We start from the raw sequence: 12,245 nt of genomic DNA, 5'->3' as shown, positions 1-12,245 counted from the left end.
CGGCGTACCGTCGGGGGTCAGCCCTTGAGACCCGGGAACTGGTCGTCCCGCCATTCGGCGCTCGCTTGTGGGTTGTCCGCCAGTTCTTCCTCGCGCGCCCGGAGTTCGACGCGCCGGATCTTGCCGGAAACGGTCTTGGGCAGGTCGTGGAACTCGATTCGCCGTACGCGCTGGTAGGGGGGCGAGGTGTTCCCGGGCGTACCGCAGTATCGACAGTGCCGTTTCCTTCGACGGTTCGTGGCCGGGCGCCAGCGCGATGTACGCCTTGGGCACGGCCAGCCGAATGGGATCCGGTGCCGGAACCACCGCGGCCTCGGCGACCGCCGGGTGCTCGATCAGCGTCGACTCGAGTTCGAACGGGCTGATCTTGTAGTCGCTCGCTTTGAACACGTCGTCGGTGCGGCCGATGTAGGTGATGTAGCCGTCGGTGTCGCGTCTCGCCACGTCGCCTGTGTGGTAGTAGCCGCCGCTCATCGCCTCGGCGTTGCGTTCGGCGTCATCCCAGTAGCCGGTCATGAGCGGCAACGGCCGTGCCGAAAGATCGAGGCACAGTTCTCCTTCGCCCGCTTCGGTGACCAGGCGACCGGACGCCGGGTCGACGAGGACGACCGGAACTCCCGGCAGCGGCCGCCCCATCGAACCGAGCCGGACCGCGCTCCCCGGAGTGTTGCCGACCTGGGCGGTGGTCTCGGTCTGGCCGAATCCGTCGCGCACGGTCAGGCCCCATGCGCGCCGAACCTGGTCGATCACCTCGGGGTTGAGCGGCTCCCCGGCGGCGATCGCCTCACGCAGCGCCTCCGGGCGCTCGTCGAGGTCGGCATTGATCAGCATGCGCCAGACGGTCGGTGGAGCACAGAACGAGCTGACCTTCCGGCGACGCAACTGATCCAGCAACGCCGTCGCGTCGAAGCGGCGGTAGTTGTAGACGACGACGGTGGCTTCGGCGATCCACGGCGCGAAGAAGCAAGACCACGCGTGCTTGGCCCATCCTGGTGATGAGATGTTCAGGTGCACGTCACCGGGCCGCAGGCCCAGGAAGTACATCGTGGACAGGTGGCCGACCGGGTAGGAAACCTGTGTGTGTTCGACCAGCTTGGGTCGCGAGGTCGTACCGGAGGTGAAGTACAACAGCAACGCATCGTCCGGTGTGGTGCCCGGGTGCGGGACGGCGGCGTGCCGCAGTCGCGCGGCCGCCCGCAGATCGGACCAGCCCTCGGCCGCACCGACGCTGATCCGTGTGTAGTCGCCGGGTACCTGGTCGAACTTGCCGGTGTCCGCGGCGTTGCAGATCACGTGCCGGACGTGGCCGCGGGCGATCCGGTCGGCGATGTCGGCCGGCCCCACCGCGGTCGTGGTCGGCACGATCACCGCTCCCAGCTTCATGATGGCCAGCATCGCTTCCCACAGCTCGACCTGGTTGCCGAGCATCAGCAGCACCGAGTGTCCCTTGTGGACGCCTCGGGCCGCCAGCCACGACGACAGGCGATCGGAGGCACGGGACATCTCGGCGAAGGTTCGTTCGGTCGCGGACCCGTCCTCCTCCACGACGACGAGAGCCGGGTGATCGTTGCCGTCCGCGATGACGTCGAACCAGTCCACTGCCCAGTTGAACCGCGGACCGAGTTCCGGCCATCGGAACTCGGCCACCGCGCGGTCGTGCTCGCCACGCAGGTGCAGCAGCTGGTCCCGGCTCCGCCGGTACGCGCCGGTCGCGTTCACGGTGTCTTCCTCCTCGATGAGCGGGACGCCGGTGCCGGGTCAGGAGAGCCGGTCTTCGTTCCGCTGTCCTGTGTCGACGGTAGGAACCGCCGTCGATTCACGCCAGTGCAACATTGGTAGGTACTTCTTTCACTTGTGATAATCGGTCGCGTAGCCGGGCACGATCTGCGACGGCGCTGTCGACCGCGCTCGGCCGGAGTGGGCGGCGGCGCCACCCCGTCCCCGGGGGTGGCGCCGCCGTGTTCAGGAAGCTCAGCCGAAGACGAACCAGAAGAACGCCACCGTCGCCTTCTTGCCCGCCGCGTCCGTCACCGTCACCGTGACCTGCCTGCTGTCCGCCCGGGTCGGGGTCCCGGAGACGACCCCGGTGGCCGGGTCGAGGCCCAGCCCCGGGGCCAGCGTGGTCGAGGACCACTTGTAGGGCGTGGTGCCGCCGGTGGCCTGCAGCGGCAGGTTCACCGCCTGACCGGTCCAGCTGTTCTGGGTGCCCGGGTTGGCCAGTTTCAGGTCCGCGGACTGGCCGCCCGTCACGGTCAGGCTGTAGTGCGTCGTCTGCGTCGACTTCGCGCTCTTGCCGGAGATCGTGACGTCGTAGGTCCCGGCCGGGGTGCTCGCGCTCGTCGAGATCGTGAGCGTCGAGTGGCCGCCCGGGTCCACGCTCGCCGGGCTGAACGCCGCCGTCGCCCCCGAAGGCAGGCCCGACGCCGTCAGGCTGATCGCGCCGGACGGCGGCGGGGTGTCACCGCCGGGCAGGTGCGGGGCGATGTCGGCCGCGTAGGTCGACACCCGCGCGTAGACGGCGTACCAGTCGCACGACGTCGACATCCACGAGAACACGCCCACGACCGCGTTGCCCACCAGGTACGGGCCGCCGCTGTCACCGACGCACGCGCCGGCGTGGTGGTCGGCGTACCCGGTGCACAGCATCGCCGGGGTCTTGTACTGCTCCTGCCCCTGCGGGTCGGTGAACCGGCCCTTGCACGCGCTGTCGGCCGCCACCGGGACGTCGGCCTGGCGCAGGACGTTGCTGTAGGTGTTCGCGCCGGTCTCGCCCCAGCCGATGGAGATCCCCTTCGTCCCGGCCGCCTCCAGGCTCGGGTCGGTGTTGAGCTTCGGGTAGGTGATCTCGGCCGGAACCGGCATGTCCTTGTCGAGGGTGACGACCGCGATGTCGGCGCCGGCACTCCAGTCGGTGTAGCTCGGGTGCACCCACTGCGCCGCGATCTCCGCGGTGGTGCCGGTGTTCTGCGTCAGGTCGTCGGCGCCGTAGACGAACCACTTGTGCCCGGGCTTCTCGAGCAGGCAGTGCGCGGCCAGCAGGACAGTGTGCGGCCCGAAGAGCGTGGCCGTGCAGGACTGCTGGCCCGGGAACGCCGAGCCCTCGCGCCGCATCGAGATGATGAACGGGTGCGCGGCCGTCGTGGTCGGGCTACCACCCACGACCGACGGCGAGGCGGACGGGGAAGCCGCGGCCGTGGCGGTCGCGATCACCGTGGTGCTCGCCGAGCTGCCCGCGGCCACGCTGCCCGAGGACGGCGAGGCGGAAAGGCTGAAGTCGCCGGTCGGAGGCGGCGGGGTGTCACCGCCGCCGGTCAGCTTCGCGCCCAGTGCGTCGGCCTTCGGGGAACCCCAGCCGGTGCACAGGTCGTAGCCGGTGCCCGCGTTGTAGGTGCCGTTGCCGCCGGAGGTGACGTCGTGGAACGTCGAGGCGTAGTCGGCCGAACCGGCGATCTTGTAGATGTTCGGGTTCAGCTGGCCGAGCCGGGACTTCCCGCCGCCGAGCGACTTCTGGTTCAGCATCGCCACGTACCCGGCCCACAGCGGCGAGGACAGGCTGGTGCCGCCGACGTCGAGCCAGCCGCCGTTCAGGTACACCGACAGGGCGCCGGCGCCGTAGTCGGCCAGCAGCGAGACGTCCGGCACCGAGCGGTACTGGTTGCTGCCCGGCTGCCAGTCCGGCCGCGCGTAGATCTTCGAGTAGCCGCCGCCGGAGCGGGTGTTGCCGCTGCTGCCCTGGTTCCAGCACGCCTCCGACTGCCAGGTGCCCGCGCTGTCGGACGTCCGCAGCTGGGTGCCGCCGACGCCGGTGAACAGCGGGTCGCTGGCCGGGTAGTCGGCCTGGATCGTCTTGTTGTCGCCCTGGTAGCCGCAGCCGGTGCCGCCCCAGTCGCCGGACGCCGAGAGCATCGTGACGCCTTGGGCGGCGAGCTGGGTGTAGGAGTCGTGCGAGGCCGCGATCGGGGCGGACTCGCAGACCTCGCCGTTGAGCCAGGACCCGGACAGGATCGTGATCTTGTTGTCCGAGGCGATCTGCGCCATCTCGTGCACCCACGCCTGGTCGGAGTTGGGCGCGGAGTAGACGACCTGCTTGGCCTTGGGCGCGGTGGCCGCCACGGCCTGGACGTCGAGGGTGACCTCCATCTGGTCGCTGCCGGGGTTCGGCACGCCACCGTCGACCTTGACGACCTCCGGTGTGACGGCGGGCTGCTTGAAGTACTGCGTCCAGGCGTCGATGTCGGACTGCTTGAACGTGTCGAACTCGATCAGCCCGACGGTCTCACCCGAACCGTCGTACGAGCCGGACAGCCCGCTCATGCTGTAGGCGGTGCGCAGCTGCGCCGGGGTGTAGCCGCCCGCCGGTCCGGCGGGTCCGGCCGGGGAGCCCGCCCGGTGCGCGGCGGCCCGGTTGGTCAGACCGGTCACCCCGCGGACGACGGCGGCGATGTCCGACGGCACCGCGGCGGGCTTGGTGGCGTTGAAGAACCGCTCGCCGGTCGCCGAGCGGAAGCCGGAGAGCGACGTGGAAAAGGCGCTTCCCACCTCAGCCGGCGCGCCCGACGCGGTGACGACCTGGCGGTTGCCGGTGACGTCGTCGACCCGCAGGCCCTTACCGGTCAGGTACGCCCGCACCTGGTTCACCGCGCCGGTCGTCGGCCCGAAGCGCTCGGTGTACTCCGCCGCGCTCAGGTAACGGTGGTAGAGCGGGGAAGCCGGGTCGGCCGTGGCGGCGACGTACCGCTCGGCGCCCGCCACGTCCCGGGGCTTCAGCGCGACCGAGACCGTGACGTTCCCGGGCATCGCCGAGCTGTCGGCCGTGGCACCGGCGGGGACGGCGGGAGCCGTACCCAGCGGCACCAGCGGCGGTGGCGCGGCCGAGGCCGACGGTGGGGAGATGACCGCCGTCGCCAGGAAAACGGCGGCGAGCAGAGCTGGTTTTCGCATGTGCTGCTCCGGAGAGGTGAGGAGGAATACAGCACTACGGACCGTAAGAACCGGTTTCGCCGATCTCCAGGAGAAGTGACGACCACACCGTGCCGGAGCGATATCCGCTGCTCAACGGCTCGTGTTCACAGAATTGCTACCACACCCATTCGACGCCGATGATCCCGGCGCCGACATCCCGGGCCGCCACGGCGACGACCCGGCTGTCCGTCAAGTGCAGCCGTTCCACCTTGCGGCGCGGTGCCGCCAGATCCCGTCGCCGGAAACGTTCGACGCTCCGCGGGACGGTCCGGCCGAACTGCACCTGACACGTGTACATCGATGCCGGCCGGGTCAGCCTGCGGTGGTAGCCGAGAACCGGCCGGCCGTGCGGGAACACCAGCTCGTACTCCACGGCGGCGACGTCTCCGGCGGCCAGCTCCCGGTCGAAGTACAGCTCGGCCACCAGCAGGCCGCCGCCCGCGTCCCGGCGGACCCGGCCCGCGCGGCAGCAGAACACGGCGGCGAGGCGCGGCGGCGGCCGGTGGATGTCTTCGGTCTGGTAGTACACCGGCATCCTGGTGACGCCGTCCGTCGTGGCCTCGGCGACCACGCGCACCCGCAGCAGACGTTCCTGGCGGTCGTCGTCGACGACCAGCTCGTCGTGCACCGACCTCAGGCGGACGTCGTCCTCGGGCGGGAGCTCGAATTCGAGAGCCGTCGGCCGCACCGACGGCCACAGCCGGCGCCGCTCCAGCAGCGGCGGCCGGCTCCCCCGCCGGAGGCCCGGCCGCTCCTGCGGCCCGAGCAACGACGTCAGGGCGCCGACGGTCAGCCCGAGCACGCGCTCGAGCTCGACCACCGCGCGCAGCGAGGCTTCCCGCTCGGGCTTCGACCGCCCCATCCGCCAGTACACCAGGGCGCTGCGCGAGAGCGACACCCCGCGCGCGGCCAGGTGCTCGCGGACGCGGTCCAGAGTCAGCCCGGCGTCGCTGATCGCGGCGTCCAGGGCGTCGGCGAACGATCCACGAGACGCGGGCACGGCGCCCACGGTGGCCTCCCCGCTGGTCGGCCGGCTACCTCCGTTCGTCGGGAATCGCGGTCCCCGTGCGCGGCCATGAGCAGGACTTTCGTCGGTTCCGGATCGACTCCTTCCCGATCATGCTGAGCGGGTGAATCGGCCGTCGCCGAGCTCGTTCGCGGTCACGCTGGACGCCGCGATCGACGAAGCCGGGCTGTCCCTCGACCGGCTCCAGCACCACCTCGCCGCCCGCGGGGTGCGGCTCTCGCGCTCGGCGCTGTCCTACTGGCGGCGCGGCCGGTCGCAGCCGGAACGCGAGGCGTCGATGGTCGCCGTCACGCACCTGGAGGCGGTGCTCGGCCTCGAACCCGGAACGCTGACCTCGCGGCTCGGGCCCAAGGCGCCCCGGGGCCGCTGGCTCGGCGAACCGGCCTGCCGGATCGAGCGCCGCCGGCTGTGGCCGCAGCTGCGGGTTCTCGCCGATGAGCTGAAGCCCCCGCCGGACGGGCAGCTGGCGTTCTGGTCCATCCACGACCGGATGCTGCTCGACGAACACGGCGGCGAACGCGCGCTGCAGGTCCGGATGGTCGCCGAGGCCGCCGTCGACGGCGTGGACCGGCTGATGACCTACTACCAGGGCGACTCCGCCTTGACCGCCGACCCCCGCTACCACTACGTCCGCGCGGCCCGGCCGGGGCGGGTCTGCGTGGACCGGGCGACCGGCATGGTCGCCGGCGAGCTGTGCCTCACGCATCCGCTCGCGCTGGGCGAGGTGACCGTGGTGGAGTACGAGATCCGCTTCCCGCCAGGGCCGCCGATCGACCACTACCACCGCCGGTTCACCCGGCCGATCGCCGAATACGTCAGCCAGGTGAGCTTCGGCTCGCGAAAGCCGCGGAGCGTCCGGTCGTTCGAGCAGCGAGGGCTGGGCGGGCCCGAGCACCCCGGCCGCCCGTTGTCGGCCGGGAGCACCCACGCGGCAACGCTCGCGCTGCGCGACGTCCGCCCCGGCATTTACGGCACCGGCTGGCAATGGTGACGGCAATTCTGTGAACACCCGACGTAGACCTGGGTGTTCGTGCCACCGGCACCGCGTCGTTCACAAAGGTCTGGGCCGGAAGCGATCATGGCCATACCGTCACGGCGCCTCCACTCCCCGGTCAGAAAGGGCGTCATCATGCGCCGACCGTCCCGTGCCCTGCTTGCCTTCGCCGCCGTCGTCGCCTTCGCGATCAGCGGCACCACCCCCGCGACCGCCGCCCCCGCGGGCGGCCACGACACGCGAGCGACGTCCATGGCCGCCGAATTCGGCACCGTCCCGGCCGCGGCGACCGCCACCACCATCGGCGACATCTACCCCTCGAAGTGGCGCAACGTCCCCCAGGACTCCGTCGTGGACAACTGGAACATGTACAACCGCGAGTGCGTCTCGTGGGCTGCGTTCACCATCGCCCGACACGGCCGGAGCGCGAACAACTACGGCGACGCCAAGTACTGGGACGACAACGCCCGCAACCACGGCTACCGCGTCGACAACACCCCGACCGTGGGCGCCATCGCCCAGACCGACAACGGCACCTACGGCCACGTCGCCGTCGTCGACAGCGTCCACGGCGGCACGATCACCGTCGAGGACTACAACTGGACCGGCGACGGGCACTACCTCGTCCACGACGTCAGCACGTCCTCGTTCCGCTACATCCACTTCTACAACTGAGCCGGGAGCCGACGTGCCTGTTCTGAGCCGAAGGCTCGCGCTCGCGACAGCGGCGTTCGCCGTGGCCGCCACCTTGGTTCCGCAGTCCGCGGTCGCCGTGCCGTCGTCCGCCGCCGCGGTCACGGCCCGCGACTACGAGAAGGACGGGGCGCACCAGCCCGTCAAAGCCGCCGGCGACGCCGCCCACACCTTGTACTACCCCGCCGACATCACCACGAGCACCGCCAGGCACCCGGTGCTGATCTGGGGCAACGGCACCGGGGCGACCGTCGAGCAGTACGAAGTGCTCTTCACCCACCTGGCGAGCTGGGGTTACGTGGTCGCCGCGGCGAACACCGGCCAGTCCGGTTCCGGTCAGGAGATGCTCGACGGCGCGAGATACCTGATCGCCGAGAACACCCGCCCGGGAAGCGCTTTCCGGGACCGGATCGACACCACCGCGATCGCGGCCGCGGGCCACTCCCAGGGCGGCGGCGGCGCGATCGCGGCCGGCGCCGACGCACTGGTGAAAACGACGATCCCGATCATGCCGGGGCCGCAGGGCGCGGAGAAGGCGTTGCACGGCCCCGCCTTCTACGTTTCGGGCCAGGCCGACGTCATCGTCCCCGCGTTCTACGTGCGGGCCAGGTTCGCCGCGACCACCCAGGTGCCGGCGGTCTACGGCCAGCTCGCCGGCGCGACGCACTTCCTGCAGGGCGACACCCGGTACCGCCTGATCGGCGCCATCACCGCCTGGCTGCAGTACCAGCTGGCCGGCGACCAGGCGGCGAAGGGCGTCTTCTTCGGGCCGGCTCCGGCACTGAAGCAGGACACGGCGGCGTGGTCGGATTTCGCCCGCAACCAGCGAGCCGACGCAGAATAGTGCGAGCTCGGGCTCGTGGCGGCTACGTCCGTCACGAGCCCGAGCTCGCACCCCACCCCGAGTTCGGCTGCCGGGTGGTGATCGCGGCGTAGAGCTGCATCCCCCTCGATCCTGAAGTCTTCACGAACGCGGTCGGTTCTCACCGGCCGGCGACCTGCGCGACCGCCGCGTCAGCGGGGCGCGGGTCGATCAGCTTCTCGTACGGCACGTCGGCGCTGACGAGGCCGTCCTCGACCATGATCCGCCGCCATTCCTCGTAGCCGCCGCGATCGATGCGGATGTCCTCCCAGATGCCCCGCGCGCGAAGGTCGTCGACGATCTCGATCAGGTGGCCGGTGTCGAGGTCCGGCCACTCGCGGGCGAGCAGGCCGGCGACGCCCACCGCCGGGTTTCCGCGGAGCCAGTCGTATGCCCGTTGCAGCGCAACGCAAAAACGCCGGATCACGTCGCTGCTCTCGAGCGTTTCCGGCAGCGCGTAGTAGACGCTGTTCGGCATCGGGCCGCCGTCGACGTCGTGCCGGGCGACGATCGCCGCGGTGCCGGCGCGCTCCAGCAGCGCGCCGTTGATCGCGTCGGTCACCAGCGCGTCGCCGTGGCCGCCCAGGAAGAGGTCGAGCATCATCGGCCCGCTCAGGTCGCGGACCCAGCGCACCGTCGCCATGTCCACTCCGGACCTGCGCATGAGACCGGCCGTGTGGACGTAGGGTGCGGTCCCGCCCGCGCCCGGCGCCAGCACGATCTTGTTCTCCAGCAGTGACCACGTGAAGCCCTCGACGGGCTCCCGCATCACGAGCACTTTCGGGTTGCGCGAATTGAGCGCCGCGAAGGGTACGTAGTGCTGCCCGCGGCCGTAGTACATGGCCGGGACCCAGATCCCGCCGAGCGCCACCGCGCAAGTGCCGTCGTGGAGATCGGAGAGCACTTTCGTCCAGTCCGGCGGCGCGCTGCGTCCGAAATCCAGGCCCTCGTCGGCGAAGTAGCCGTGCTCGTGGGCGATGTACTCGGGCAGGTAGTTGGGCCAGTGGGACGTCGCCGACACGTGCATGCGATCCATCGGTCCTCCTCGACCAGCCTCGGGCAGCCGATCACCGCCCGCGCGACGTTCACATTGTATACGCGCAACGTCATGATCAGCAGTCTCTACACCTCTGCTACCACCCTTCGTTAAGACGATGTAACAGCTCTGATCTGGGGGTTTTCCGCCGTCAACGCGAGCTACGCTCTGCCTGCACCTCTTGACCCGCCCCGGCAGGTCGTATACAAAGACTTCGGGGGATGAGGTGCGTCACACACCTCTCCGCTGCGCGAGCCGCAGCCCATCCGAGGAGGACGGTCGTGTCAGATCCAGCTCCCCACCAGCCGGTTGCGCAACGCGCCCGGTACCACTCCGTCGCCGATGCTCTCGATGCCATCCCGCTGACCCGCGCCCAGCTGTGGGTCATGGGCCTGGTGATGGCAGGCATGTTCTTCGACACCCTGCAGCAGGACGCCCCCGGGGCCATCGGCCCCATGCTCAAGGAAACCCTGGGCATCGGGAACGACGAGCTCGTCACGATCAACACGCTCACCGTGGTCGGTGGCATCGTCGGCCGGCTGGTCGGCGGCTACCTCGCCGACCGGAAGGGCCGGCGCTTCTCCCTCAGCTTCAACCTGCTGATCTACACCATCGGCGGCCTGCTCAGCGCCTTCGCCCCCAATTACGAAGTCCTGCTGATCAGCCGGTTCATCGTCGGCATCGGCCTCGGCGGCGAGTTCACCATCGGACTCACGCTCGTATCGGAGATCGTCGCGACCAAACGCCGGGGCACCGCCGTCGGCACGATGGGCTTCGCCTCCGGCGGAATCGGCAACTTCGCGGCCTACGGGCTGTTCGTGGTCGTCCTCGGGCCGCTCAACGACGTCCTCGGAGGCAACCTGCTCTCCTGGCGGTGGCTGCTCGGCTTCCTCGCGATCCCGGCCGTGCTCGTCGTGGTCTACCGCCGGTACCTGCCCGAGTCACCGCGGTTCCTGGTCGACTCCGGGCGCATCCACGAGGCGAACCGCGCGCTGACGATCCTCGCGTCGGACACCATCCGCAAACGGCCCACCGACGCGGAGGTCATCCCGTTCCTCGACACGAGCTCCGCGGCGGAGGTCCAGCCGCACGTGTCGCCGGTCGAGATCTTCAAGCGCCCGCTGCTCAAGCGGACCGTCGCGATCGGGGTCGCGTCGTGGATGGCCTTCGGCGCGCAGGTCACGCTCCTGGTCCTGTTGCCCACCCTGCTGGTGTCCAAGGGCTATTCGGTGTCCAGCAGCCTGATCTTCACCCTGATCATGTACGCGGGCAGCATGTTCGGCGCGCTGGCCGCCGCGCTCGTCGCGGCGAAACTGCCGCGGCGCACCACGGTCGTCATCGCGGGCGTCCTCGGCTGCCTGTCCGCCGTCGCCTTCGCGGAACTGGCGAACGGCGCCGCCGGCATCCTGATCTTCGGCTCGATCTTCCAGTTCTTCTCGCTGTTCCTCAACTCCACGCTCGCCCTCTGGTCACCCGAGCTGTACCCGACGCGGGTCCGCGCGCTCGGCTGCTCGACCGTGAACGGGGTCGGCAACGTCGCCGGCGCGCTCATGCCGTTCGCGGCCGTGTTCGCCTTCGACCGCGCCGGAGTGGCGGGCGTGTTCCTGATGATCGCCGCCATGTACACGATCCTGGCCGTCTCCGCCCGCTTCGCACCCGAGACACTCGGCCGGTCCCTGGAGGACATCAACGAGAGCACGGAAACCGCTCCCCTCACCAAGGAAAGGCGCCCCTGATGGAAACCCTGGCGGTCAGCGCGACCGCGCACGGCGTGAACTACCTGCCGGAGTACGTCGCCCGCGAACACGGCGTCTTCTCCCGCAACGGCCTGAACGTGCCCTACCGGCCGCGCAACCCGTGGGACGGCGTCATGCACGACCTCGCCGACGGGTCGGCCGACGTCGCACTGGGCGGGCTGTGGGTCCCGGCGATGTACGCCGGGAACGGACGCGACTTCGTCGCGGTCGCCCAGCTGAACGACCGGTTCCCGATGGCCGTGGTGACCCGCGAGCCGGTCCCGGACTTCACGCTGGACTGGTTGCCGGGCAAGACTGTGCTCGCCCCGGGCCAGGGCGGCGGTGCCCCCGGGGAGTTCACCCGCGGACTGATGCGCGAAGCCGGTCTGCAGCCGTACGACGCCCGGTTCGTCCACGACCTGTCGATGCAGATGTTCCGCGAGCTGTTCGTCGCCGGTCTCGGCGACGCCTTCATCACAGACCTGGGCACGGCGGCCGAGCTGGTGCGGGCCGGCACCGGCCACATCGTGTTCCGGCACGCGGAGTCCGGCGGGCGGATGCCCAACAGCGTCTACTACGTCCTGCGGGAGCGGATCGACGAGCTGCTGCCCCGGCTGGTGCCGTTCGTGCGCTCGATCGACGAGGCGATGCGCCTGCTGCGTTCCGGCGCCGCGGGCGACCTCACCCCGCTGTTCGAAAAGGAATGGCCCGAGACCGATCCGGCGGTGCTGGCCGACGTGGCCGGGCAAATCGCCGGGAACGGCACCTGGGCCGGGGTGCGGCTCGACCCCGAGCCCGTCGAACGGTGGACCTCGATCCTGCACACCGCCGGGCTGACCACGGCACGCGTCCGGTTCGAGTCCATTGTCGACACCCGCGCGCTGGACGCCGTGGAAAAGCCGGTCTGAGCAACCACTTCGTCAAAGGAGACGTCC

At 70.3% G+C, this 12,245-nt stretch carries 8 protein-coding genes and 1 pseudogene; 5 read left to right on the top strand and 4 right to left on the bottom strand.

Going from position 1 to position 12,245, the window contains the following annotated elements; translation table 11 throughout:
- Positions 1–17: 17 nt before the first annotated feature.
- The 3 genes and pseudogenes from ACIRSS_RS09715 to ACIRSS_RS09705 all read right to left on the bottom strand — a co-directional run bounded on the left by ACIRSS_RS09715 (position 18) and on the right by ACIRSS_RS09705 (position 5,962).
- Positions 18–1,719, bottom strand: a pseudogene (locus ACIRSS_RS09715) (AMP-binding protein).
- Between the two features lie 252 nt (positions 1,720–1,971).
- Complete coding sequence (locus ACIRSS_RS09710; RefSeq protein ID WP_400892723.1) at positions 1,972–4,941, bottom strand: trypsin-like serine protease; 2,970 nt, start codon at positions 4,939–4,941, stop codon at positions 1,972–1,974.
- A 136-nt stretch (positions 4,942–5,077) separates the two neighbouring features.
- Positions 5,078–5,962, bottom strand: a complete 885-nt coding sequence (locus tag ACIRSS_RS09705; protein ID WP_400892721.1) for an XRE family transcriptional regulator — start codon at positions 5,960–5,962, stop codon at positions 5,078–5,080.
- A gap of 130 nt (positions 5,963–6,092) precedes the next feature.
- On the opposite strand from ACIRSS_RS09705, the gene ACIRSS_RS09700 reads away from it, so the two are divergent.
- From ACIRSS_RS09700 to ACIRSS_RS09690, 3 genes are all read left to right on the top strand, one after another.
- Complete coding sequence (locus ACIRSS_RS09700; RefSeq protein WP_400892719.1) at positions 6,093–6,980, top strand: XRE family transcriptional regulator; 888 nt, start codon at positions 6,093–6,095, stop codon at positions 6,978–6,980.
- A gap of 138 nt (positions 6,981–7,118) precedes the next feature.
- On the top strand, positions 7,119–7,658 hold the full coding sequence (locus tag ACIRSS_RS09695; RefSeq protein WP_400892717.1) for a CHAP domain-containing protein: 540 nt from the start codon (positions 7,119–7,121) through the stop codon (positions 7,656–7,658).
- A 13-nt stretch (positions 7,659–7,671) separates the two neighbouring features.
- A complete protein-coding gene (locus ACIRSS_RS09690) occupies positions 7,672–8,520 on the top strand; it encodes an acetylxylan esterase (RefSeq protein ID WP_400892715.1) in 849 nt (282 codons plus the stop codon).
- Positions 8,521–8,659: 139 nt separating this feature from the next.
- Here ACIRSS_RS09690 and ACIRSS_RS09685 read toward each other — a convergent pair whose 3' ends face one another.
- On the bottom strand, positions 8,660–9,574 hold the full coding sequence (locus ACIRSS_RS09685) for an ABC transporter substrate-binding protein (protein WP_400892713.1): 915 nt from the start codon (positions 9,572–9,574) through the stop codon (positions 8,660–8,662).
- A gap of 281 nt (positions 9,575–9,855) precedes the next feature.
- Here ACIRSS_RS09685 and ACIRSS_RS09680 point away from each other — a divergent pair, with 281 nt between their 5' ends.
- Both ACIRSS_RS09680 and ACIRSS_RS09675 read left to right on the top strand, forming a co-directional pair.
- Positions 9,856–11,310 (top strand): MFS transporter, encoded by a 1,455-nt coding sequence (locus ACIRSS_RS09680; protein ID WP_400892711.1) that lies wholly within the window; start codon positions 9,856–9,858, stop codon positions 11,308–11,310.
- Positions 11,310–12,218, top strand: a complete 909-nt coding sequence (locus ACIRSS_RS09675) for an ABC transporter substrate-binding protein (protein WP_400892709.1) — start codon at positions 11,310–11,312, stop codon at positions 12,216–12,218. The genes ACIRSS_RS09680 and ACIRSS_RS09675 overlap by 1 nt, the downstream gene beginning before the upstream one ends.
- Positions 12,219–12,245: the final 27 nt, after the last annotated feature.

This window comes from Amycolatopsis sp. NPDC101161, from assembly GCF_044768185.1.
In the GTDB taxonomy this organism is placed as follows: domain Bacteria; phylum Actinomycetota; class Actinomycetes; order Mycobacteriales; family Pseudonocardiaceae; genus Amycolatopsis.
Note: the sequence above shows the minus strand (reverse complement) of the source record. Positions and strands in the feature narration are given on the sequence as shown.

What these genes read in the sequence shown, in the direction of transcription:
- ACIRSS_RS09710 (WP_400892723.1), bottom strand. Translation starts at nt 4,941, where the DNA reads ATGCGAAAACCAGCTCTGCTCGCCGCCGTTTTCCTGGCGACGGCGGTC.
- ACIRSS_RS09675 (WP_400892709.1), top strand. Translation starts at nt 11,310, where the DNA reads ATGGAAACCCTGGCGGTCAGCGCGACCGCGCACGGCGTGAACTACCTG.
- ACIRSS_RS09685 (WP_400892713.1), bottom strand. Translation starts at nt 9,574, where the DNA reads ATGGATCGCATGCACGTGTCGGCGACGTCCCACTGGCCCAACTACCTG.
- ACIRSS_RS09695 (WP_400892717.1), top strand. Translation starts at nt 7,119, where the DNA reads ATGCGCCGACCGTCCCGTGCCCTGCTTGCCTTCGCCGCCGTCGTCGCC.